16 protein-coding genes are annotated in these 24,521 nt (G+C 73.7%); 7 read left to right on the forward strand and 9 right to left on the reverse strand.

Annotated features, from left to right (window positions below; genetic code table 11):
• Positions 1-5 precede the first annotated feature (5 nt).
• A complete protein-coding gene (locus D7I43_RS15275; RefSeq protein ID WP_120329175.1) occupies positions 6-1,820 on the reverse strand; it encodes a 1-deoxy-D-xylulose-5-phosphate synthase in 1,815 nt (604 codons plus the stop codon).
• 266 nt (positions 1,821-2,086) lie between these two features.
• On the reverse strand, positions 2,087-2,953 hold the full coding sequence (locus tag D7I43_RS15280) for an NAD(P)-dependent oxidoreductase (protein ID WP_120329176.1): 867 nt from the start codon (positions 2,951-2,953) through the stop codon (positions 2,087-2,089).
• Positions 2,954-3,181: 228 nt separating this feature from the next.
• Here D7I43_RS15280 and D7I43_RS15285 point away from each other — a divergent pair, with 228 nt between their 5' ends.
• From D7I43_RS15285 to D7I43_RS15295, 3 genes are all read left to right on the forward strand, one after another.
• Positions 3,182-4,111, forward strand: coding sequence for a diacylglycerol/lipid kinase family protein (locus D7I43_RS15285; RefSeq protein WP_120329177.1), 930 nt, complete (start codon positions 3,182-3,184; stop codon positions 4,109-4,111).
• A gap of 41 nt (positions 4,112-4,152) precedes the next feature.
• A complete protein-coding gene (locus D7I43_RS15290; protein ID WP_120329178.1) occupies positions 4,153-4,698 on the forward strand; it encodes an AAA family ATPase in 546 nt (181 codons plus the stop codon).
• 133 nt (positions 4,699-4,831) lie between these two features.
• Positions 4,832-6,340 carry an Nramp family divalent metal transporter gene (locus tag D7I43_RS15295; RefSeq protein WP_120329179.1) on the forward strand — a complete coding sequence of 503 codons (1,509 nt, stop codon included), beginning with the start codon at positions 4,832-4,834 and terminating at the stop codon, positions 6,338-6,340.
• 61 nt (positions 6,341-6,401) lie between these two features.
• Here the strand turns inward: D7I43_RS15295 and D7I43_RS15300 are convergent, their stop codons facing one another.
• Genes D7I43_RS15300 through aceB form a run of 4 tightly spaced genes read right to left on the reverse strand, consistent with a single transcriptional unit; the run spans position 6,402 to position 12,181 of the window.
• Positions 6,402-7,775, reverse strand: a complete 1,374-nt coding sequence (locus D7I43_RS15300; RefSeq protein WP_192902166.1) for a (Fe-S)-binding protein — start codon at positions 7,773-7,775, stop codon at positions 6,402-6,404.
• A gap of 1 nt (position 7,776) precedes the next feature.
• Positions 7,777-9,090 (reverse strand): FAD-binding oxidoreductase, encoded by a 1,314-nt coding sequence (locus D7I43_RS15305; RefSeq protein ID WP_120329180.1) that lies wholly within the window; start codon positions 9,088-9,090, stop codon positions 7,777-7,779.
• Positions 9,090-10,556: an FAD-linked oxidase C-terminal domain-containing protein gene (locus D7I43_RS15310; protein WP_120329181.1), complete on the reverse strand. Its 1,467-nt coding sequence runs from the start codon at positions 10,554-10,556 to the stop codon at positions 9,090-9,092. The genes D7I43_RS15305 and D7I43_RS15310 overlap by 1 nt, the downstream gene beginning before the upstream one ends.
• Positions 10,557-10,597: 41 nt before the next feature.
• Entirely contained in the window at positions 10,598-12,181 is a 1,584-nt protein-coding gene (gene aceB / locus D7I43_RS15315) for a malate synthase A (protein ID WP_120329182.1), read from the reverse strand.
• Between the two features lie 193 nt (positions 12,182-12,374).
• Here aceB and D7I43_RS15320 point away from each other — a divergent pair, with 193 nt between their 5' ends.
• Both D7I43_RS15320 and D7I43_RS15325 read left to right on the forward strand, forming a co-directional pair.
• Entirely contained in the window at positions 12,375-14,183 is a 1,809-nt protein-coding gene (locus D7I43_RS15320) for a glycoside hydrolase family 3 protein (RefSeq protein ID WP_120329183.1), read from the forward strand.
• Between the two features lie 8 nt (positions 14,184-14,191).
• Positions 14,192-16,057, forward strand: coding sequence for a serine hydrolase domain-containing protein (locus D7I43_RS15325; protein ID WP_120329184.1), 1,866 nt, complete (start codon positions 14,192-14,194; stop codon positions 16,055-16,057).
• A gap of 59 nt (positions 16,058-16,116) precedes the next feature.
• Here D7I43_RS15325 and D7I43_RS15330 read toward each other — a convergent pair whose 3' ends face one another.
• Positions 16,117-16,728 carry a dihydrofolate reductase family protein gene (locus D7I43_RS15330; RefSeq protein WP_120329185.1) on the reverse strand — a complete coding sequence of 204 codons (612 nt, stop codon included), beginning with the start codon at positions 16,726-16,728 and terminating at the stop codon, positions 16,117-16,119.
• Positions 16,729-17,430: 702 nt separating this feature from the next.
• On the opposite strand from D7I43_RS15330, the gene D7I43_RS15340 reads away from it, so the two are divergent.
• A complete protein-coding gene (locus D7I43_RS15340) occupies positions 17,431-18,072 on the forward strand; it encodes a winged helix-turn-helix domain-containing protein (RefSeq protein WP_192902167.1) in 642 nt (213 codons plus the stop codon).
• Between the two features lie 124 nt (positions 18,073-18,196).
• Here D7I43_RS15340 and D7I43_RS15345 read toward each other — a convergent pair whose 3' ends face one another.
• Entirely contained in the window at positions 18,197-22,609 is a 4,413-nt protein-coding gene (locus tag D7I43_RS15345) for a S8 family serine peptidase (RefSeq protein ID WP_120329186.1), read from the reverse strand.
• 291 nt (positions 22,610-22,900) lie between these two features.
• On the opposite strand from D7I43_RS15345, the gene D7I43_RS15350 reads away from it, so the two are divergent.
• Positions 22,901-23,440, forward strand: a complete 540-nt coding sequence (locus tag D7I43_RS15350) for a winged helix-turn-helix domain-containing protein (RefSeq protein WP_120329187.1) — start codon at positions 22,901-22,903, stop codon at positions 23,438-23,440.
• Positions 23,441-23,487: 47 nt separating this feature from the next.
• On the opposite strand, the gene D7I43_RS15355 is transcribed toward D7I43_RS15350, so the two are convergent.
• Complete coding sequence (locus D7I43_RS15355; protein ID WP_240032971.1) at positions 23,488-24,468, reverse strand: ROK family protein; 981 nt, start codon at positions 24,466-24,468, stop codon at positions 23,488-23,490.
• Positions 24,469-24,521: the final 53 nt, after the last annotated feature.

Consider the following 24,521-nt stretch of genomic DNA (forward strand, 5'->3'; position numbering starts at 1 on the left):
GTGGCTCATCCGGGCAGGGGGCTCAGCGGGGTCTGCGTCCGGGCCCGCATCCGCAGGTCGAGGTCGGCGGGCAGCGTGGAGACCTCGTGCAGGACCGCGGCGCAGATGCCGGGCGGGTCGAGCCCGTGCTCGGCGAGCAGGCCGGCCCGCTCCCCGTGCGGGATGAACGCGGTCGGCAGGCCCAGCGCCCGCACCGGCGCGCCGACGGCCGCGTCGGCGAGCGCCAGCGCGACGGCGCTGCCGACGCCGCCGTCGCGGATGCCGTCCTCGACGGTCACGACGAGGGCGTGGTCGGCGGCGAACGCGGTCAGCGCGGGGTTGACGGGGCGGACCCAGCGGGGGTCCACGACGGTGCACTCCACGCCGGCCTCGGCGAGCAGGTCGGCGGCGTGCAGCGCGGGCGCCGCCATCGCGCCCACGGCGACCAGCAGGACGGGCGCCGCCGCGGCCGTGCGCAGCACGTCGATCCCGCCGGTGCGGTAGAGCGCCGGGATCTCGTCACCGACCCGCGCCTTCGGGAAGCGCAGCACCGTGGGGCCGTCCTGGTCGGCCACCGCCTCCCGCAGCTCCTCGCGCAGCGTCGCCTCGTCCCGCGGTGCGGCCACCCGCAGCCCCGGGACGGCGCCGAGCAGCGCGAGGTCCCACATGCCGTGGTGGCTGGGCCCGTCCGGGCCGGTGATGCCGGCCCGGTCGAGCACGAGCGTGACCGGCAGCCGGTGCAGGGCCACGTCGAGCAGGACCTGGTCGACGGCCCGGTTGAGGAAGGTCGCGTACACCGCCACGACGGGATGCTTCCCGCCGAGGGCGAGCCCGGCCGCCGACGTGACGGCGTGCTGCTCGGCGATGCCGACGTCGACGGTGCGGTCCGGGTAGCGGGCGCCGAACGCCGCCAGGCCGGTGGGGCCGAGCATCGCCGCGGACACCGCCACCAGGTCGGGATGGTCGGCGCCGATGGCCACCAGCTCGTCGGAGAGCGCGTCGGTCCAGGTCCGGCCGGGCGCGCTCGTCGGCTGCCCGGTGCGCGGGTCGACCACCCCCACGGCGTGCAGCCGGTCGGCCTCGTCGGCCTCGCTGGGCGGGTGTCCGTACCCCTTGCGGGTGACGCAGTGGACCACCACCGACCGGTCGGCGGTGCGGGCCGCGTGCAGCGCGGCCTCGACCTGCGCGACGTCGTGTCCGTCGACCGGGCCCAGGTAGTCCAGGCCGAGCGCCTCGAAGAGCCCGGGTCCGTCGTCGTCGCCCTGCCGCCGGCCGAGGTGGGCCGCGAGGCCGCCGACGGTCGGCGCGTACGAGCGGCCGTTGTCGTTGAGCACGACCACCACCCGGCCCGGGGACGTCGCGAGGTTGTTCAGCGCCTCCCAGGCGAGCCCGCCGGTGAGGGCGCCGTCGCCGATGACCGCGACCACCGTGCGTCCCACCCCGTCGAGGGCGTACGCCCGGGCCAGCCCCTCGGCGTACGACAGCGCGGTCGACGCGTGCGAGTTCTCCACGAGGTCGTGCGGCGACTCGGCCCGCCGCGGGTAGCCGGAGAGGCCCCCGCGCCCGCGCAGCCCGCCGAAGCGCTCGCGGCGGCCGGTGAGCAGCTTGTGGACGTACGCCTGGTGTCCGGTGTCGAAGACGATCCGGTCGTGCGGGGAGCGGAACACCCGGTGCAGCGCCAGGGTCAGCTCGACCACGCCGAGGTTGGGTCCGAGGTGCCCGCCCCGCCGGCAGACCGCCTCCACGAGGAACTCCCGGATCTCGCTGGCGAGCAGCCCGAGCTGGTCGCGGGTGAGCCGGTCGAGGTCGGCGGGCTCGTTGACATCGTCAAGCAGGGACATCATCTCTCCGTCCGGGCACGCGACTCCGCGGCGACACCGTCTGGCTCACCGGCCGGCGGGGTGGCCGCCGGCGTGGGTCGTGCTGCGACGCTCGTCCACCGCACGCTGCGGATGCGGTGTGGCCCGTACCGCGAGTGCCGCGGCGGGGCCAGGGACAACGGGCCGCTTGGAACCTGCGCAAAATCACCTTAACCCTACTGATCTCACCTACCGCCTGAAATCGGTTCGAATAGCTCGACCAGGCGGGCGCGCGGCAGGCGGGCGGGTCAGCGTTCGAGGGCGCGGACGACCACGGTGAGGTCCTCGTCGCCGAGGCCCTGGTCGACCGCCCCCTGCCACTCGGCGGCGAGACGGCCCGCGACCGGGAAGCGGTCCGCGTCCACGTCGCCCAGGGCCAGCCGCACGTCCTTGAGCGCGAGGCGCAGCGGGTACTGCGGCGAGTGGTCGTCCCGGCCGATCCGCTCCAGCTTCTCCGCCGCCCACGGGGAGACCAGCGTGCTGCCGTGCAGCGCGTCGAGCACCGTCGCCCGGTGGAGCCCGAGCGCCCGGCCGAGCGCCACGCACTCGGCGATCCCCTCGTTCACGAAGGCCAGCAGCAGGTTGTTGGCCATCTTGATCCGGGAACCCGCCCCCACCGGCCCGACCCAGACGGTACGCTGCCCGACCGCGTCGAAGACCGGCGCCACCCGGTCACGGGCCTGCTCCGGGCCCGAGGCGAGGACGACGAGTTTCCCCTGCTCGGCCGGGCCACGGCTGCCGGCCACCGGCGCGTCCACCAGGACGACGCCCGGCCGGCGCTCGGCCACCAGTCGGGCGACCCGGTCGGTGCCGGCCGCCCCGATGGTGCTCATCTGCGCCCAGACCGCGCCGTCGGGCATGGCGTCGAGCATGCCGCTGTCGGCCACGGCGAGGACGGCGTCGGCGTCGGTCACCATCGTGACCACGACGTCCGCCTCCCGTACGGCGTCGGCCGCGCTGTCGGCGACCCGCGCGCCCTGCTCGCCGAGATCCCGGGCCGGCCCGGGGCTGCGGTTCCAGACCACCGTGGGCAGGCCCGCCCGGAGGATGTTGGCGGCCATCGGCCGTCCCATGCCGCCGAGCCCGAGGACGGCCACCCGCTGCGTCTGCGCCATCTGCACCCCTCCCCCGGCAGCGTACGGTCGGCACCGGGCGCGGAGGGCCGGAACGAGGAGGCCGGCCGGAGCCGGCTCGGCCCCGCGCACCCGGGCGGGTGCGGACCGGGTGGCGCCTGCGCGGGAGGCCTCCACCGGCCGGCCCGCGCGGCGCGGCCACCGGTCGCGGCGCCCGCCCGCGCACGTTCCGCGCCGGCCTCGGTCCACTGGGGATAGGGTCGGGGTCTGATGCGGACCAAACAGGAGCTCGGCGAGGCCATCCGGCGGGAGCGCCGGGCGGTGCTCGTCGTGAACGCCCACTCCCGCCGGGGCCGCCACCTCTACGAACGGGCCTGCGCGCTGCTCGCGTCCGCCGGCTTCGACCTCGTCGCCCACCACCCGGTCGAGGACGTGGGCCGGCTAGAACGCACGCTCGCCGAGGCCGCCGATCTCGGGCCGGACCTGCTCATCGCCGGCGGCGGCGACGGCACGCTCAGCGCCGCCGCGCGCCTGCTCGCCCACCGCGACATGGCGCTCGGTCTGCTGCCGATGGGCACCACGAACAACTTCGCCCGGACCGTCGGCGTCCCGCTGCGCCTCGACCGGGCCGTCGACGTCCTCGCCACCGGCACGGTGGTCGACGTCGACCTGGGGCTCGCCGGCGACACGCCGTTCACCAACCACGTCGGGGTCGGGCTGTCCGCCGACGTCATGCTCACGACGCCGCCGCGCCTGAAGCGCCTCACCGGGCGGGTCGCGTACCCGCTCACCGCCCTGGCCCTGCTCACCCGGCACCGCCCGCTGCGCGCCACGATCCGCACCGCCGGCGCCGAGCACACCTACGTCACCCGACAGCTGTACGTGGCGAACGGTGGCTTCCACGCCGGACGGCCGATCACGGCGGACGCGGACGCCGACGACCGGCTGCTGGTGGCGTACCCGGTGGGCGGCCCCAGCCGCCGCGGACTGCTGCGGGACACGGTGCGCAACGCGACGACCGGCCATCGCCGCACCTTGCACGAGCAGCCGTTCGTGGCCGTCGGCGAGCTGTGGCTGGAGACGGACCGGCCGGCGCCCGTCGAGGTCGACGGCGAACTGCGCGGCCGTACGCCGATCCGCGTCGGCCTCGCGGCGAACGCGCTGCGGGTGATGGCGCCGGTCGGCACCGTCGACCGGTAGGTGCCGGTCGCGCGGGCGGTCCGGCTTCCTATCCTGCGGCCATGCCGATCACGCTGATCACCGGCATCCAGGCCGCCGGGAAGTCGACCGTCGCGCAGGCGCTCGCGGAGCGCCTGCCGCGGTCCGTCCACGTCCGGGGTGACGTGTTCCGCCGCATGATCGTCAACGGCCGCGTGGAGATGGGTCCCGCCGACCCGCCGGCCGAGGCCGTACGCCAGCTTCGGCTGCGGTACGCGCTCGCCGCGGCGGCCGCCGACGGGTACGCCGAGGCGGGCTTCCAGGTCGTGTTCCAGGACATCGTCCTGGGTGACGACCTCCCGTGGGTCGTCGACCGCATCCGCACCCGGCCGCTGTCCGTGGTGGTCCTGGCCCCCCGCGCCGAGGTGGTGGCGGCGCGGGACGCCGAACGCCGGCGGACGCGGGGCAAGGTGGCGTACCGGCCCGGGGACCAGGCTGTCGCCGCGCTCGACCACGCGCTGCGCGCGGCCACCCCGAGGCTGGGCCTGTGGATCGACACGTCGGATCTCACGGTGGCCGAGACGGTGGACCGGATCCTCGCCGGGACGGATTCGGCCGCGGTGGCGTGAGTGCGGCGGCGCCTGCCGCCCGTGGCGCCCCGCGCCAACATTTCCACGCCCCAATTGAAACGGTTATTGCCAATGTGTTAACGCCGCATGACGATTGACGGTCAGGGGGGCCCTTCCCACAAGGAGGTTCTTCATGACCGAAGTAACGGAGGCCCCGGACGTCCGCACCTATCCACTGGGGACCAGCCGTCCCCCGCTCGCCGTCGCGGACCTGCCCGAACCGGAAGAGGTGTTCGGCGTACGCAGGCTCGGCCTCCCCCAGTTGTTCAAGTACGCGCTGGGCCCGAGCCTCATCGCCCTCGGCATCTCCATCGGCAGCGGCGAATGGTTGCTCGGCCCGCAGGCGGTGGGTCAGTTCGGTTTCGTCGGAGTCGGATGGGTCATCCTCGTCTCGGCCGTGCTCCAGACGTTCTACAACGTCGAGTCGTCCCGGTACGTGATGGCCACCGGCGAGGCGCCGGTCGTCGGCTGGGGGCGCGTGCCCCCCGGTTACCTGCTCTGGGTGCCGGTGGCCGTGTTCCTGGTCATCTTCGCGTTCATCGCCGGCGGCTGGGCGGCCTCGGCCGGCCAGGGCCTGTACGCCCTCGTCCACGGCGAGGTGCCCCCGGCCGGCGCCGAGGAGCCGCGACTGTGGGCGATCGCCCTGCTCGTGCTCGTGTTCGCGATGACCGCCGCGGCCCGGCGCATCAGCCGCACCCTGGAGCTGGCCAACTGGGTGATGGTCGGGACGATCCTGCTGGCGCTGCTGGCCATCACGCTGCTCGTCGTGCCCGGCAGCCTGTGGTGGGAGGGGATCCGCGGGTTCGTCACCCCGGCCGCCCCTCCGGAGGGCATCACGGCCACCCAACTGGGCGGGCTCGCCGGCTTCACGGCGCTGGCCTCCGGCCTGAACTGGTACGTGATGGGCCACTACCGGGACAAGGGCTACGGCATGGGCTACCGCACCGGCTACATCTCCGGGCTGCGCGGTGACCGGCGGGAACTGCTGGCCAGCGGGGTCACCTTCCCCGACGACCCGGCCAACGCGGCCCGCTGGAAGCGGTGGTACCGGCTGCTGCTCACCGACATGTGGGGCATCTTCTTCGTCGGCGCGATGCTGGGCATGCTGCTGCCGACGATCCTCATGGCCCAGGCCGTCGAGTTGTCCGGCGAGTCGCCCACCACGGCGACGGTGCCCACGTTCGTCGCCACCGCCCTCGAACCGGAGTACGGCCGGGCGATGTTCTACGGCATGCTGGTCATCGGCGTACTCATCCTGTTCAGCACGCAGCTCGGGATCTTCGAGGGCATGGTGCGGGTGACCACCGACGCCGCCCACGCCACCAGCCCCCGGCTGCGGCGCCTGCTCGAAGGCGACCCGCGCCGCTTCTACTACCCGTTCATGCTCCTGCTGCTCCTGATCATCGCGGTCATCCTGCACCTGGCGCTGCCGGTGAGCCTGGTGCAGTGGTCGGCGAACATGTCCAACCTCGGCGCGCTGATCTTCCCGTTCATGCTCATCTACCTGAACCGCCGCCTGCCGCGTGCCGCGCGTCCCCGCCCGTGGCACTACGTACTGCTGATCGTCAACGTCATCTTCTTCGGGTTCTTCTTCGTCAACTTCATCGCCGACTTCCTCGGCGATCCGCTGGTCACCTTCTGATCTCCGCCGGCGGCCGGCGCGACCGGTGGCAAGGGGCCCCTGCGGTGGGCAGGGGCCCCGTTCAGCGCAGCAGCTCGTCGACACCCCGGCCGTGGATCGAGGCGTCCAGCACCTCGACGGTGTGGGCGACGGGAAGCCGCCGGCCGAGCCGCCGCGCCGCCGAGGCGATCTGGAGCAGACAGCCGGGGTTCGCGGTGACCAGCAGGTCGGCGCCGGTGGCGAGCACGTGGGCGGCCTTGCGCTCGCCCAGCTGCCCGGCGGGCTCCGGGTTCAGGACGTTCCACACCCCGGCCGACCCGCAGCAGATCTCGGGGTCGGCGATCTCCCGCACGGCGAGGCCCGGGACGGCGGCCAGCAGTTCCCGCGGCTGCGCCCGCACGCCCTGGGCGTGCGCCAGGTGGCAGGCGTCGTGGTAGGCGACGGTCACCGGCAGCGGGTGGCGCGGCGCCACCGGACCCAGCTCCACGAGCAGCTCGGAGAGATCGCGCACCGACGCCGCGAACGCGGCGGCCCGGTCGGCGTACGCGGGGTCGTCGGCGAGCAGTTCCCCGTAGTCCTTGAGGGCCGAACCGCAGCCCGCGGCGTTGACCACGAAGAAGTCGACGCCCGCGGAGTCGAAGACGTCGAGCAGGGCCCGGGCGAACCGCCGCGCCTCGGCCCGCCGGCCGTTGTGGACGCTCAGCGCCCCGCAGCAGCCCTGCCGCTCGGGGAGGATCAGCACCTCGCACCCCTCGGCGGCGAGGACCCGGGCGGTGGCCGCGTTCACCTGCGGGAAGAAGGCGTGCTGCACGCAGCCGGTGAGCATGCCGACCCGGGCGCGCCGGGTTCCCCGCGCGGGCACCCGGCGCGGGACGCGGGCGGCGCGCCCGATCGGGGGCGCCAGCGCGTCCAGCGCGGCGAGCGTGGGCGCCAGGCGCGGCAGCAGCCCGGTGCGGCGGACCAGCGCGCGCAGGCCGGTGGCCTGGTACGCCCGCAGCGGCCCGCGCAGCAGGCGCAGCCGTCGCGGGTACGGGAAGAGCGCGAAGACGGCGGCGCGCAGCGCCCGCTCGCGGCGGGGCCGGCGGTGCCGCCGCTCCACCTGCTGGCGGGTGTCCTCGATGAGCCGGTCGTACCGCACGCCGGACGGGCAGGCGGTGACGCACGCCATGCAGCCCAGACAGCGGTCGACGTGGGCGACCATCGACGGGCTCAGCGGCTCGCCGTCGAGCCCCTGCTCCATGAGGTGGATCCGGCCGCGCGGCGAGTCCATCTCCTCTCCCCACAGCACGTACGTGGGGCAGGTGGGCAGGCAGAAACCACAGTGGACGCAGTCGTCGACCAGCTCCCGCCGGGGTGGGTGGTCGTCGTCGAAGGCCGGCTCGCCCGGCGCCGGGGCGACCGGCCCCAGCACGTCGCGGGGCACCGGTCGTCCACGCTGGTCGGGGATGCCGCTCACCTCAGATCCCTCCCACGAAGCGCCCGGGCGCGAAGCGGGCGTCCGGGTCGAACTGCGCCTTGACCCGGCGCATCAGGTGCAGGCCGTCGACGGGGCCCCACAGGTCGACCCGCTCCCGCACCTGCGGCGGCGCGGTGAGCACCACGGCGTGCCCACCGGCCGACCCGGCGACGACCCGCAACTCCGCCACGGTCCGGGCCACCACGTCGGGCGGGGTGGCGCTGGGCAGGCCGGCGTGCAGGACCCCGGCGCCGGCCGAGCCGCGGACGGCCAGCGCCACCCCGTGCCGGCGCCGCGCCTCGGCGGCGGCCGCGAGCAGCCGGGGAACGCCGGACAGGGCGGCCGTGAGCGTGAGCCCGACGTCGCCGGGGCGCCACGGGTAGGACGACCACCAGGGCGGCGGCTCGTCGGCGACGGTGGCCCCGCCGAGCAGCGCACGCGTCGCCGCGGCCCGCTCCTTCACCCCCCGGGGCGTGCCCTCCAGCAGCACGGCCACCTCCGTACGGCCGTCGGGCGCCGCGTCGACCTCCAGCGCGCTCGGCACCACCTGGGCGGCGAGGACGGCGGCGGCGAGGCGCCCCGCCTCGGCGGCGTCGCCGGCCCGGCGGGTCAGGAAGGCCCGCGCGGCGGGCAGCGGGTGCAGCCGGAACGCGCACTCGGCCACCAGCCCCAGGGTGCCGTACGCGCCGGTGAACAGCTTCCCGAGGTCGTAACCGGCCACGTTCTTCACGACCTTGCCGCCGGCGCGGGCCACCACACCGTCGGGCCGGACGACGGTGATCCCGATCAGCAGGTCCCGGACAGTGCCGTACCGCATCCGGCGGGGTCCGCTCGTGTTCGTGGCCACGACGCCGCCCACGGTGGACGCCGCGCCCGGCGGCAGCGGCGTGTCGAGCGCGAGGTGCTGGCCGGCGGTGGCCAGCGCCGCCTGGAGTTCCGCCACCGGGGTGCCGGCCCGGACGACGACGATGAGGTCACCGGCCGCGTGCTCCACGACGCCGGCGAGCCGGCGGGTGTCCAGCAGCAGGTCCAGACGGCGTGGCGGGTTCGCCCAGTCCTGTCTGGTGCCGGCACCGCGCACCACCACGGCGAGGCCCCGGGCCGCGGCGACCCGCACCAGCGCGGCGGCCTCCGCCATGGAGCCGGGCGCGGCCACGTACCGGGGACGGACGCCCGCCACCACGTCCTCGTCCCCGGCGGGCCGGACCACCGCGGCGTCGGGTCCGTCCGGACCGGCCGGACGGGCTCCGTCGTCGGCCGGGCCGGTCGCCTCGCCGGCCGCCGCGCGGAGGGCGGCGAGGACGTCCCCGGCCATCAGAACACCTCCGCGAGGCCGGCCTCCTGCACCGGGTGGACGCCTCTGCGCCGGCCGGGAACCTCCCCGCAGAGCCGGGGCGTCGGGAATACCTTGCCCGGGTTGGCGAGCCCGCGCGGGTCGAAGGCGCACCGCAGCAGCTGCATGGTGTCGAGGTCGTCGTCGGTGTACATGCGGGGCATGAAGCTCACCTTGTCCATGCCGACGCCGTGCTCGCCCGTGATGGAACCGCCCTGCGCCAGGCAGATGTCGAGGATCGCGGCGGAGACCTCCTCGGCCCGCTCGGCCTGGCCGGGCACGGCGTCGTCGAAGAGGACGAGCGGGTGCAGGTTGCCGTCGCCGGCGTGGAACACGTTGGCGACCCGCACCCCGTGGCGCGCCGAGATCTCCGCGATGCGGCGCAGCACCTCGGGCAGCGCCGTACGCGGGATGACCCCGTCCTGGACGATGTAGTCCGGGCTGATCCGGCCGACCGCCGCGAAGGCGGACTTGCGGCCCTTCCAGATGAGGGCCCGCTCGGCGTCGTCGGCGGCGACGCGGATCTCGGTGGCGCCGTTGTCGCGGCAGAGCCGCTCCACGTCGGCGAACTGGGCGTCGACCTCGGCGGCGGGGCCGTCCAGCTCGACGATCAGCACGGCGCCGGCGCCGGCCGGGTACCCGCACCGCACGGCCGCCTCGGCGGCCTCGATGGCGAGCGCGTCCATCATCTCGATGGCCGCGGGGACCACGCCGGCCGCGATGATCGCCGAGGTCGCCGCGCCGGCCTGGTCGGTGCCGGTGAAGCCGGCCAGCAGCGTCCGCACCGACTCCGGTGAGCGGGTGAGCCGCACGGTGACCTCCGTGGTGATGCCGAGCGTCCCCTCGGAGCCGACGAAGGCGCCCAGCAGGTCGTAGCCGGGTGCGTCGGGCGCGCGGCCGCCGAGGCGCACCAGGTCACCGTCCGGTGTGACCACCTCCAGCCCGGTGACGTGGTTGGTGGTGAAGCCGTACTTCAGGCAGTGTGCGCCGCCGGAGTTCTCGGCGACGTTGCCGCCGATCGAGCAGACCTGCTGACTCGACGGGTCCGGCGCGTAGTGGTAGCCGTAGGGGGCCGCGGCGCGGCTCACGTGGAGGTTGATGACTCCCGGCTCCACCACGGCCCGCTCGTCGGCGGGGGCGATCTCGCGGATCGCCCGCATCTGGGACGTCACGATCAGCACCCCGTCGGCGTGCGGGAGCGCGCCGCCGGACAGGCCGGTGCCCGAGCCGCGGGCCACGAACGGCACGCCGGCGTCGACGCAGGCCCGGACCGTCGCCGCGCACTCGGCGGCGGTGCGGGGCAGCGCCACGAGGGCGGGGACCACCCGGTACTGGGCGAGCCCGTCGCACTCGTAGGTGCGCAGCTCCTGCCGGTCGGTGATCACCTGGTGGTCACCGAGCACGGCCCGCAGGGTCGCGGCGAGGGTGCTGACGTCCGTCGTGGTCATCGCCGCCTCCCGTGCGGGCCGCAGGTGTCAGGTGTCGGCTGTCAGGGCATCCGTTCGTACGCGGGCAGGGTGAGGAAGTCGACGAAGTCGTCCGCCACGGCGACCTCCAGGAACAGCGCCCGCGCCGCGGCGTGGTCGGCCGGGTCGCCGGGGAGCTTCGCCAGCTCCTCGTCGGCGAGGCGCTCCACCAGGGCCCGGTCGACCGTCGCGCCGGTGTCGTCGAGCGCGACGCCGTTGTGCAGCCACTGCCACACCTGGGAGCGGGAGATCTCGGCCGTGGCGGCGTCCTCCATGAGGTGGAAGATGGCCACCGCGCCCGTGCCCCGCAGCCAGCTCGTCAGGTACTGGATGCCGACGCTCACGGCGTTGCGCAGCCCCGCCTCGGTGCGCCGGCCCGGCGTGGCCCGGACGTCGAGCAGCTGGGCGGCCGTGACGTGCACGTCCTCCCGGGTCCGGTCGATCTGGTGGGGCCGGTCGCCGAGGACGGCGTCGAAGACCTCGCGGCAGACCGGCACGAGGTCGGGGTGGGCCACCCAGGAGCCGTCGAACCCGTCGCCCGCCTCGCGGGTCTTGTCCTCGCGGACCTTCGCGAGCGCCGTCTCGTTGACCTGCGGGTCGCGGCGGCTCGGGATGAACGCGGCCATGCCGCCGATGGCGTGCGCGCCCCGCCGGTGGCAGGTCCGCACCAGCAGTTCGGTGTACGCGCGCATGAACGGCGCGGTCATCGTCACCGCGTTGCGGTCGGGCAGGAGGAAGTCGCGCCCCCGGGTGCGGAACGTCTTGATGACGCTGAACATGTAGTCCCACCGGCCGGCGTTGAGCCCGACGGCGTGCTCGCGCAGCTCGTAGAGGATCTCGTCCATCTCGAACGCCGCCGGGTAGGTCTCGATGAGCACCGTGGCGCGGATCGTGCCGCGCGGTAGGCCGAGGTGGTCCTGGGCGGACAGGAACACGTCGTTCCAGAGCCGCGCCTCGAGGTGGCTCTCCATCTTCGGCAGGTAGAAGTAGGGGCCGTGGCCGCGGTCGAGCTGACGCCGCGCGCAGTGGAAGAGGTAGAGGGCGAAGTCGACGAGGCTGCCCGAGGTGCGTTCGCCGTCGACGAGGATGTGCTTCTCGGTGAGGTGCCAGCCGCGCGGCCGGACCACGATCGTGGCCAGGTCGCCGTCGTGCAGCGTGTAGCGCCGGCCGTCGAGCGCGGTGTGGGTGAGCGTGCGGTCGACGGCGTCGCGCAGGTTGAGCTGGCCGCCGATGACGTTCTCCCACCGGGGCGTGTTGGCGTCCTCGAGGTCGGCGAGCCACACCTTCGCGCCGGAGTTGAGCGCGTTGACGGTCATCTTGGCGTCGGTCGGCCCGGTGATCTCCACGCGCCGGTCCACGAGCCCGGGGGCGGGCGGCGCCACCCGCCAGTCGCCGTCCCGGACATGCCGGGTGTGCGGGAGGAAGTCCAGCGATCCGCCGGCCGCCAGCGCGGCGACGCGGGCGGCACGGGCGGCGAGCAGGTCGCGGCGGCGGGCGTCGAAGGCGCGGTGCAGCTCCGCCACGAACGCCAGCGCCGGCGGGGTGAGGATCTCCTCGTAGCGGTCGTGCCGGGGGCCGACGACCTCGACGCCTTCGGGCAGCTGCATGCCGCGCTCCTCACCGTGGTGGGGTGACCCGGATCGATCCACGGGAATTGCTGCCGTCGACTCTAGTGGCACCGGCGGTGATCCGCGAGGGGCCGCGGCCGGGTGACCGCGCGGGGGCGATGTAGCAAACCTTCTTGACGATTCATAGACGTGTAGCTAAGTTTCAGCCATCCGGACTGAGAGGCAGTCGTCTATGAAGGCCCGTCTCGCCATCGCATCCGTCCTGGTCGCCGTCCTGAGTGCCACCCTCGCGCCGCTGCCGGTACGGGCGTCCGCGCCGCCCGCGCCCGCCGGCGAGCACGGCTGGGTCACCTCGACGCTGCGGCACATGAGCCTCGAACAGAAGGTCGGGCAGCTCTTCGCCACGTACGTCTACGGCGCCGACGCCACCGAGCCCAGCGCCGCCGACCGCGCCGCCAACCGGGCCGCGTTCGGGGTCGAGACCCCCGCCGAGGTGGTCGAGGAGTACCACCTCGGTGGCGTCTGCTACTTCTCCTGGTCGCACAACCTGGACAGCCCCCGGCAGATCGCCACCCTCTCCAACGGACTGCAACGCGCGGCGCTGGGCGACGGGCGCAAGGGCCGGGTGCCCCTGCTGATCTCCACCGACCAGGAGCAGGGCGTGGTGCTGCGGATGCCCCCGCCCGCCGCCCAGTTCCCCGGCGCGATGGCCCTGGGCGCGGGCCGCTCACCCCGGGCCGCGCGCACCGCCGCGGAGATCACCGGCCGTGAGCTGCGCGCCGTCGGCATCCGCCAGCCGTACGCGCCGATCGCGGACGTCAACGTCGACCCGGCCAACCCGGTGATCGGCGTACGGTCGTTCGGCTCCGACCCCGCCCTCGTGGCCGACCTCACCGCCGCCCAGGTCGACGGCTTCCAGGACGGCGCCGGCGTGACAGCCGTCGCGAAGCACTTCCCCGGCCACGGGGACACCGACAACGACAGCCACACCGACCTGCCGGTCATCAACCACACCCGGCAGGAGTGGGAGCGGATCGACGCGCCGCCGTTCCGGCGGGCGATCCGCGCCGGCGTCGAGTCGATCATGACGGCCCACATCGTCGTGCCCGCCCTCGACCCGTCCGGCGACCCGGCGACCCTGTCACCGAGGATCCTCACCGGCGTGCTGCGGGGCGAACTCGGCTTCCGGGGCGTCATCGTCACCGACGCGCTGAACATGGCCGCCGTACGACAGAGGTACGGCGACGAGCGGGTTCCCGTGCTGGCACTGAAGGCCGGCGCCGACCAGCTCCTGATGCCGCCGGACCTGCGCCTCGCGCGGGACGCGGTGCTGCGCGCCGTGGCCACCGGGGAGCTGTCCGAGCGGCGCATCGACGAGTCGGTCCGGCGCATCCTCACCCTGAAGTACCGGCAGGGCCTGACCCGCTCGCCACTGGTCGACGTGGACGCGGCCGTGCGGACGGTCGGCGCGCCGGAGCACCTGCGGGCCGTCACGCGGGTCACCGACGGCACGCTCACCGCGGTCCGGAACGACGACGGGCTGCTGCCCCTGCGGCCCGCCGACCGGTCGGTGCTCGTCACCGGCTGGAACACCGCCGCCTTCGCCCCGATCGAGACCGTCACGCAGGGGTTCACCGCCCGCGGCGCCCGCGCCACCGCCCGGCCCGCCACCCTGCCGTCCGACGCGGTCATCGCCGCGACGGCCGCCGAGGCGGCCGGGCACGACCTCACCGTCGTGCTCGTGAACAAGGCGTGGGACACCACGGTGACCGATCCGCGGGGCAGCCAGCAGCGCCTCGTGGCCGCGCTGCTGGCCACCGGGCGGCCCGTCGTCGTGGTGGCGGTGCGGGATCCGTACGACATCGCCCACCTGCCGGGGGTGCGGACGTACCTGGCCACCTACTCGTACACCCGGGCGGCCATGGACACCCTGGTGCGCGCGCTGCACGGGGAGCTCTCGCCGCGCGGGCGCCTGCCCGTGGCGATCCCAGCCGCCGACGGCGGCGTGCCGTACCCGTACGGCCACGGCCTGACCTGGTAGGAGGCACCATGCCGCACCGGAACACCCCCGTGCCCGGACCAGTGCGGGCGCTCACGATCGGCCTGGCCGTGGCCGTCGCGGTGGCCGCGGCGCCGGCCGGCGCCACCGCCGCACCGCCCGACCCGGCCGCCACGCCGCCCACCGCCGGACCGTCCCTCGACGCCGCGCCGGCCGCACAGGCCACCCGGTGGGGCGCGCCGGACGTGACCCCCGCCGACATCCGCTTCCGGCACGACACGCTCCGGCGCGGCAGCGCCCGCCAGGTCGGTCTGCTTCCCGAGCAGGTGGCGCGCATGCCCGCGGACCTCGCCGCGTACCTCGAACCGACGCCGGACCACCCCGGGCACCCGACGTACGCGGGCGCCGTCGTGCTGGCGGCCAAGGACGGCGTCGTCGTGCAGCACGCCGCCGTGGGCACCGCCGTGCGGTACCGCGAGGTGGGGCCGCCGCCGGAACTGGTCGGCGTGGAGCTCCCCGCCGACCAGCAGATCCCGATGCGGCCGGACACGATCGTCGACCTGGCGTCGGTGTCGAAGCTGTTCACCACGATCGTGGTCCTGCAACAGGTCGAACGGGGACGGGTGGACCTGGACGCCCCGGTCGCCCGCTACGTCCCCGAGTTCGCCGCCGGAGGCAAGGAGGCGGTGACCGTACGCATGCTGCTCACCCACACCTCCGGCCTACCGGCGTTCACACCGCTGTGGAGCGCCTACCCGACGCCGGAGCGACGGTTCGCGGCGGCGCTCGCCACACCGGTCACCGCCCCGCCGGGCACCCGGTACGTCTACTCCGACCTCGGCCTGATCGCGCTGGGCGTGCTCGTCGAGCGGATCACCGGCCGGTCCCTGGCCGACCTGGTCCGCGACGGCGTCACCGGCCCGCTCGGCATGACCGACACCGGCTACAACCCCGGCCCCGAGCGGCGCGCCCGCATCGCCGCCACCGAGTACCAGCCGTACGCCGGGCGCGGCATGGTCTGGGGCGAGGTGCACGACGAGAACGCCTGGTCGCTCGGGGGCGTCGCCGGCCACGCGGGAGTCTTCTCCACGGCGGCCGACCTGGCCGTGCTCTGCCAGTCGCTGCTCAACGGCGGCGAGTACCGCGGCAGGCGCATCCTGCGGCCGGAGACGGTGCGGGCGATGCTGGTCAACTACAACGCGCCGCTGGAGCAGGCCTACCCGGAGAGCGACCGCGGCCTCGGCTTCGAGCTGAACAAGCACTGGTACATGATGGGTCTCTCCTCCCCCGTCGCGTTCGGGCACACCGGCTTCACGGGGACGTCCCTGGTGGTCGACCCGCTCTCCCACTCCTTCGTGATCCTGCTCAGCAACCGGGTGCACCCGGACCGCGGCTGGGGCAGCAACAACGTGGCGCGGCGCGCCGTGGCACGCGACCTCGCCGAGGCGATGCCCGTGCGGCCCCACACCCGCGAGGCGTGGCGCGCCGACCAGCGCGACTCCGCCACGGCCACGCTCACCGCGCCGCTGCGCCGGCCGGCGCGGGGCGGCACGGCGAGCTTCCTGCTCTGGTACGACACCGAGCCGCGGTACGACAGCGCACGGGTCGAGGTCTCCACCGACGGCGGCGCGACGTGGGCGCCCGTACCGATGGTGCTGCGCCACGCCGGCCAGCGGTGGCGCAGCGACGGCACGGTCACCGGCTACGGCGGCCGGGTGTGGTGGCAGGTCACGGCCGACCTGCCGGACGGGGCCACCCATCTGCGGTGGCGCAGCGTCACCGACGTGTCGAGCCAGGGACGCGGTGTCTACGTCGACGGGATCGTCGTGGCCGACCGCGACGGACTGCTGTTCAGCGGTGAGGGCGCCGATTCCGCCCGGCTTCGCGCCGACGGCTGGTCGCCCGCGCGCACCTGACCGGCTCCGTCGGGCCGGCGGACGGGCAGGGCGCCCGCCCGCCGGTCCGGCGCGCGGCCTCAGGTCTGCGGCAGGTGCGTCCGGGCCTCCTCGTAGCCGGCGTCGCCGGCCGGGGTGGTCGGGGCGTAGACGAGGTTGAGCACGCCCGTCGAGAAGGTCTGCGAGGTCAGCAGGCGGAGCGGGATCGACGGCCCGCCCTCCTCGAACAGGCGCATGCCCGACCGCACGGCGATCGGGTGCACGAGCAGGTGCAGCTCGTCCAGCAGCCCGGCGGACAGCAACTGCCGGACGATCGACACCGACCCGCTCATGCCGATGAGCCCGTCACCGGGCTCGTGCTTCAGCGCGGTGACCGCCTCCACGAGGTCGCCGCGCAGCTGTTCGGAGTTGCGCCAGGTGAACTGGAGCGGCTGGTGCGACACGACGATCTTCCGCAGGTCGCCGAGCGTCTTCGCGAAGCCCGCGTCCTCGTCGCCGGCCGTCTCCCGATCCGGCCACGCGCCCGCGAAGCTGTCGTACGTCCGGCGGCCGAGCAGCAGCGTGTCGGCGCCGTCGAGCTGACTGCCCACGGCGGCGCCCATCTCGTCGTTGAAGTACGGGAAGTGCCACTGGTCCGGAGCCTCGACGACACCGTCGAGCGAGATGAACAGCCCCGCCCGGATCTTCTTCATGAAGCCTCTCCCCCTGTCGCCGTCATCCGGTCGCGGCCCGACCGACGAGCCGGAGCGACCCGCACCGGCCCGGGCCGAGCCTAGAGGAGAAGAGGCTCCGCCGACGCCCGCCGCGCCCGCGTCGCCCGGTGCCCGCGCCGTGGTCCCCGTCCCGCCCGACGAAGGGCCATCGGGACACCTCGTCCAATGTGGGACAAATATCGGTCTCCGTCGCTACCGAGAGTCCGCGCTCAATTTCCTACCGACCCGTAGGGTAACTGCGCCGACCGTCCTCGAAAAATGTTCGGCAAATTGGCCTGAGGCGGCCGCTCATCCGACTCATTCAGGATTCATTTCACGCGTGTGACGAACTCCTCCCGTCACATGTCCGACGAAACGTGTTGCCGCCCTCGGGGTCGGCGTCCGGAGGTCACGGCGAGCCGGACGGAAGCCGGAACGGCGTGCTTTTCCGCAGGTTTCCGGCGGCTGCAGCGGTGACATGATCTGGCCACCCGTCCGGAACACGACGGCGCTCAAGTCGGTCAAGTCACCATGAAAGTGCCAGGAATCCACTGGACGCCGAAGCCCGAAACATTTATATCTGCCTACGTGCAAATATTGTTGACCGAACCGAGATCAAGCCCGACTAAGGTCAGCCGCCAGATTGATCCGCGTCACAGCAAAACCATCCCGGTATCAGTGGGGAACCGGAAGAGGTGGGGAATGAGGGGGATCCCGGTCGCATCCATGGTCATCGGCATCGCGTCCTCGCCGGCCGCGCGCCGGCAGCTCGCCCAACTGCTCGGAGGGACGGAGGCGTTCCTCATCGTCTCGAGCGTCGAACAGGCGCGCGAGATCCTCGGCGTGGTGCCGTCACCGGCCGCCGTGGCGACGACCACGGAACCGGCGGCTCACGCCGTCACCGTCGGCGCCGCACGGGCCGTGACCGGCAGCGCCGAACACACCGTCACGATCGGCGCCGAACGCGCCGTGACCGCCGGCGCCGCACGCGCCCTGACCGGCAGTGCCGAACGCGCCGCGACCGCCGGCGGGCGGGCCGGCGCGGCGCCGGCCGACCCGCCCGCCCTGATCGTCGACTCGGACCGTCGCGTGGTGCGCTGGCTCGACCGCGAGATCCGACTGACCCGCCTGGAGCACGACCTTCTCCTGTGCCTCGTGGGCGCACCCGGTCGGGTGTGGACCTACGAGCGGCTGCACCTGAAGGTCTGGGGCAACAAGCACCTCGGGCGCGGCTCCGACATCCACTCGGTGGTGCGCCGGGTGCGACGCAAGCTCGCCACGTTGGACGCCTCGGCGACCATCGACGCGGTACGCGGGGTCGGCTTCCGCCTCGCGTCGGTCTGACCCCGCGGGCGGCGGTGCGGCCGGCCGCACCGCCGCCCGCGGCGCCCGGGAAGCCGCCCCGGACGCGGTTCGGCCCGCCTGGTGCGACCAGGCGGGCCGAACTGCGTGCCTCAGCGCTCAGGCGTCAGCACTTGATGGGGGACAACGCGAAGTCCTCCACCGTGGGCGTGGTGGTGTTGATCCTCGTCTGACGGGTCTGGGGCTTCCAGCCGTCCTTGGCGACGATCATGGTCAGCGGGTTGTTCCGCCGGTCCAACCAGTAGGCGTACTTACCCTGCTCGTCCGTCGAGAGGGTGAGCGAGCTCGCCCACGAGTCGACCTGGACGATCGCGCCGGACAGCGGGGCGCTGCCCTGGCAACCGTTCCCGGTGACCGTACCCATCAGCTTGCCCCAGGTCTTCGGAGCCACCGCGTTCATCGTCACGACGACCGGAGCCACCGTGTACGGGGTGTTCTCCTTGATGGTGACCTGGCCGCTGTAGGCGCCCGGCTGGTCGACGTTCGCCGTCATCCCGACGGTGACCGTGACCTTCTCACCCGGCGCCAGCGTGACCGCGGACTTGTCGATCGTCATCCAGCTGACGTCGCCCGCCTCCGCGGCGCACTGCTCGAAGCCGGGCAGCACCTCGCTGTCCCGCGTCGAGGTGAAGCCACCCGACGAGCCGCCGACCTTGTAGAAGCCGCACGCCGCACCACCGCGGTACCGCGGGGCGTTGGCGTTCGGCAGGGTCGACCAGGACTCGGTGCTCGGGTCGTACGCGAAACCGGCGTTGGTGACGGCACCGGCCTGCACACCACCGACGACCAGCAGCTTGCCGTTCGCGACGGCGAAGGAGCTGGCCCAGGCGTCGACCGGCGCGTCCGCGATCGGGCTCCAGGTGTTGGCGCCCGGGTCGAAGACGTAGCTGGCCTTGTGCGCGCTGGCGCCGTCGTTGCCGCCGCTGCAGTAGACCTTGCCGTCGATCCCGCCGCAGGAGGCGAAGGCCACCGACTTCGGGTACTCGGGCAGGGTCTCCCAGCTGTCGCTGCCCGGGTCGTACCGGACGACGCTGCTGGACATCGGCGTGCAGGCCGAGGTGGTGCAGCCACCGACGGCGTAGAGCTTGCCGTCGACGACCGCCTGGCCGGCCGCGGAACGCGGCGCGGGGTTGTCGGCCACCTTGGTCCAGGTGTTGGCGCCGGGGTCGTACGACCAGGTGGTGCCGGACGGGCCGGAGGCCGCCCAGCCGCCGGTCGCGATGATCTTCCCGTCGACGACGCCCACCGTCAGCGCGTTGCGCGCCTCGGGAAGGTCGGCGATCGACGACCAGGTCTGGGCGATCGGGTCGTAGACGTAGTTCTTCGTCGTCGACGCGCTCCCGTCACCACCACCGATCGAGTAGACCTTGCCGTCGAGGTTCACCACCCGGTTGTCCATGATGTTGGCCGGGTAGGCGGGAAGGTTCGTCCACGGGTCGGCCTGCGGGCCGGCCTGGGCCGCCACCGCCGTCGAGGCCTTGTCGGAGGCCTTGGCGGAGAACGACGTGGCCACCTTGAGCCGCTGCTCCGGCGCGCCCTCGGACCCGAGCACCTGCTGCTGGCTCAAACGGGATCCGTCGGCCCGCAGGAGTTCGAAGCCGGCGTCGCGCTCACCGAACTCGACGTCGACCGGCGCCCCGCCGGTGTTGGTCACGGTGAACGTCTTGCTGGTCTTGCCCGTGGGCATCTGGACGTTGGCGCTCAGCGTGGCCGGGGTCACCGAGAGCTGGCCGGCCTTGAGCTGGAAGCTCGCGTTGGTCGCCCAGTCGGCCTCGACGTCCACGTTCTTGCTCAGGCTGACGTAGTTGGCAGCCGTCGCGGTGAACTTGTGGGTGCCGGTCAGCGAGGAGAACATCCAGTAGAAGCCGTCCTCGAGACCGGTGTCGTCCGGCGTCGCCACCGTGGTGGCCTTCTCCGTCGGCTTGTCGGCGCTGGTCACGGTCGCGCCGTTGACGTAGCCGCTCGTGTTGCGGTCACGCACGTGACCGAACACCAGGGCACCGTTGACCGGCTCGCAGGTGACCTCGCTGCCGATCAGCACGTCGTCGACCTGCCACCACCACTCCCACGAGGCGTCGTAGTAGTGGAACCGCACCCGCACCTGCGACTGGCCCGCCGCCTGCGGGACGGCCACCTCGGTCACCCGCGGACCCGCGATGTCCTGCTTCTGCCGCAGCACGTTGGTCCAGGTCTCGCCGCCGTCGACGCTCAGGTCGACGTCGGCGGTCTCCGGGCCGAGCCAGTTGAAGTCCTGGCGGAACCGGATCACCGGAGCGGCGACGTCGTTCAGGTCGACGACCGGGCTGACGAGGGAGGTGTCCTGCCGCCCGCCCGACCCGTAGCGGTCGCTGTCGACGATGGCGAAGCCACCGTTGCCACCGGTGCGGTTGCCCCGGTTGGCGTCGTCGGTGAACTTCCAGACCTGGCCGGTGCCGGCGTGGTCCACCACCGACCAGCCGCTCGGCGACGTGGCGCCGTCGAACGTCTCGTACTCGCCGTCGGAGCCGTAGACGTAGCCCGGCGCCGTGGTGCAGGAGTCGGACCGCACCGGAACGGCGATGTTGGCGGTGACGTTGCGCGAGGCGACGACCACCTCCTTCGTCACCGTCTCGTAGCCCGGGTAGACCGACTCGACCTTCAGGGTGTACGTCGCCCCGGCCGGCAGGTTCAGGCTGTAGCGGCCGTTGCCCGGGGTCGTGTAGTCCGACAGCCCGCCCGGGCCGTCGACCGTGACCTTGGCGTAGAGCGGCCACCCGTGTCCGGAGCCGTCGGTGACGGCGCCGCTCACGGTGACGCTCGGCACCGCGTCGAGAGCGACGTTGACCGTGGTGGTCGCGTTCGTGTTCACCGTCGCCGACACGGTCTTCTGCGCGTAGCCGAACGCCGACACGGCGACCTGGTAGTCACCGGCCGGAAGCAGGGACGAGAACTTCCCGTCCGCACCGGTGGTGAGCTCGCGGTCGGCCGGGCCGGTCACGGCGACGGTGGCACCCTGCAGCGGGGCGCCGCTGCCCGCGTCGGTGACGGTGCCGGCCAGGGTGCCGGTGTCGCCGATGGGGGCCGCGTTGAGCAGCGCGAGCGCGTCGAGCCGGCCCTCACCGAAGACGTTGTTGTCGTCGTCGGTGCCGCCGCACTGCGAGTCCGGGCTGTCGGTCGCCGTGTTGTCCAGCAGGGCGCGGGTGGCGTCGACGTCGCCGACCAGAGCCGGCGCCGCCGACCAGAGCAGCGCGATGGCGCCCGCGAGGTGCGGCGCGGCCATCGAGGTGCCGCTGATGCTGGCGTACGCGTTGCCCGGGATGCTCGACCGGACGTTCACGCCCGGTGCCGAGATGTTGGGCTTGATCTCGCCGTTCTGCCCGGGCCCACGGCTCGAGAAGCTGGCGATGTTGTTGTTGACGTCGTACGCGCCGGCGGAGTAGTTGCTGGCCAGGCTGCCCGGGGAGCCGCTGGTCGCGCAGCCCGGGCCGTTGTTGCCGTTGGAGAAGACGCCGAAGATGCCCGACGCCTTCCAGGCCAGGGTCACGTCCTCCATGAACGGGTCGTTGGACGGGACCCGCGTGCCCCACGAGTTGTTGATGATGTTCGGCCGCTTGCTGACGTCCGGGTTCTGGCCGTTCAGGTCGGTCGGCTCGAGCATCCACTGGCCGGAGGTGACCAGCGCCGCGTCGCTGGGGCAGCAGCCGTTCGCCGCGATCCACTTGACGCCCGGGGCGACGCCGATCTGGTTGGCGCCGCCGTCCGAGCCGGCCATGGTGCCCATGGTGTGGGTGCCGTGGCCGTCCCCGTCGCAGGGCGTGGCGCAGGTGCCGGCGGCGTTGAACCAGTTGTAGTTGTGGTCGAACGTGCCGTCGCCGTTGTTGCCACGGTAGGAGTTCACCAGGGCCGGGTGGTCGAACTGCACACCGGTGTCGATGTTGGCGATGGTGACGCCCTGCCCGTTGACGCCGTACTGGGACCAGACGTCGTCGGCGTTGATGTTCGCGACGCCCCACTCGAGGGCGTTCACGACCTTCTCGGTGTCGCCCTTGCTGGTCTTGGGCACCTCGTACGCGACCGGCGCGTAGAGGGCCTCCACCTCGGAGTGGGCGGCGATGTTCTGCGCCATGGACAGCGAGCCGCCGCTGACCCGGATCGCGTTGGTGGCCCAGAAGGTCTGGTACTTCGTGCCCGAGCTGTTCAGCTCGGCCGCGACCTTGGCCTGGCTGTTGGCGGCGGTCTTCTTCAGGGCCGCCACGACGGCCGCGCCCCGCTCGTTCCAGTCCTTGATCTTGCTGGCCTGGCTGAGGTCCGCCCGGTCCTTGAACCGGATCCAGAAGTCGCTCTCGCTCTTGCCCTCAAGCTGCTTGGTGAGTTCCGGCCGGATCTTGTCCGCCGGGGAGGGCGCACCGGCGCCGAAGCCGCCGGACGCGGCCTGGGCGCCTGATCCCGTGGCCGCCAGCGCTGTGGCGACGAGAACCGCCGCCGCGCCGGCGCTCACCAGGGATCTGGCGGTGCGCCTCCAGTGTGGACGTCTGAACATTCCTTGCTGCCTCCTTCAGGACGACCCAGGGGGTGATGGGCCGTGGTGAAGGTGCGAGGGACCGCTCCGTCCGGCGGAACCGGTACGGACGAACCCTCCGAGCCTCCCCACACCGCGCGGATCACGCCGGCTGCCCGGTTGGACACTATGATCGAGATGAATGGACGATCAAGGACGTGCGGTGAGCAAGTTGTCACTAACCGTTTGCCGACCCGGCACGACGCCTGACGAAAATTGTCACGACCGTCATCGATCTGGGCAGCGACTGCCCATCATCTCCGGACGGGCACCGTGACCGACGACGAGAACACGGCCCGGGACAGGCCCGGCGGCGAGCTGTATCCGCTGGTGATCGCGGTGACGCGGTCCCCGGCCGAGCGGCTCCGGCTCGCCGAGCGCCTCGACGGCGTCGCGCCGCTGCTACTGGTGGCCGACCTCGACGAGCTGCGCCGGCTGATCGGCGTTCCCGGCACCCTCCCCGGGCCGACCCCGGCGACCGCCCCCGCGCCGGACAGCAGCGACGACACGCTGACGATCGACTCGGTGCGGTCCACCGCGCGGTACGGGCACCGCGAGGTCTCCCTGACCCGGCTCGAACACGATCTGCTGACGTGCCTGACCACCGAGCCCGTCCGCGTGTGGGCGTACGCCGAACTGCACCGCTCGGTGTGGCACGACGAGGGACTGGACAGCAGGGCCGACGTGCACTCCCTGGTCAAGAGGCTGCGCCGCAAGCTCGCCGACCTCGGCACCGGCATCACCATCGACGCCGTGCGCGGCGTCGGGTTCCGGCTGACCGACCACCGGCGGCCACGCGTCACCGGCGCCTGACGCTGCCCGAGATGGGCAGCGCCAGGCGCCGGCCGGGGCGCACCTCGTCAGGCGCGCAGCCCGGCCCACCCGTCGACGGTCCGCGGCGCCGGGGGGCCCGCGGCGTCCCCCGCCCGTGCCGCCAGGGCGTCGCCGGCCAGGACGACGGCACCCAGCAGCGCGGCGTCGTCGGCGAACGCGGAGAGCGACAGTTCCGGCGGGTACGGCAGCACCGCCCTGAGCCGCTCCCCCAACAGCTCGCGGATCAGCTCGCTGCCCGCCACGCCGCCGACCAGCACCACGCGTTGCGGGTCGACCAGCAGACAGCAGGTCACCAGGTGGCGCGCCAGTTCGTCCACACGAGCGGTCAACGCGTCCCGCGCGGCGCCGGGCCGCTCGGCGGCGGCGACCAGCCCGGGCGCGGCCCCCGGCACGCCCATCTCGTCGGCCAGCCGGTCCAGTGCCCGGCCCGAGAAGCCCAGCTCCAACATCTGGCCCGGCCACGGGCCGGTGACGGCGTAACCGATCTCGCCGGCCGCACCGCGGTGGCCGGCCAGGACCGAGCCGCCGACCGTGACGGCCGCCGCGACCCCGGTGCCGAGACCGAGGACGACACCCGGGTCGGCGTCGCGGAGCGCGCCGACCCGCAGCTCGGCGAGCGCGGCGGCGTTCAGGTCGTTCTCCACGGCCACCGCCCGCACGCCGAGCCGGCTCCGGACCGCGTCGGCCAACCGCAGCCGGTCCCAGCCCGGGACGTTGGGGGCGAGGTCGATGCCGTCGGGTCGGATCACGCCCGGCGACGCGATCCCGGCGGCGAGAAGCCGTCCGCCGTGCGTCTCCACCAGACCCGCGGCGAGGTCCAACGCACGGTCGAGGGCCTGGCGGGCACCGCGGTCGGCGAGTGTGGGCAGCCGTTCCTGGGCCAGCAGCCGGCCGTGCGCGTCGGCCACGCCGACCGCCATCTTGGTGCCGCCGAAGTCGACGCCGAGCAGCAGCCCCTCCGGGGCGCCCTCGGGCGGGGCGAGCCGGCCATCGAGGCGAGCGCTCACCGGTGGTACGTCCCTTCACTCGCCGCCGACGGACCGGGCGTGGCGGGACCGCG

The sequence above is a fragment of the Micromonospora globbae genome, assembly GCF_003610785.1.
GTDB classification, from domain to species: Bacteria; Actinomycetota; Actinomycetes; order Mycobacteriales; family Micromonosporaceae; genus Micromonospora; species Micromonospora globbae.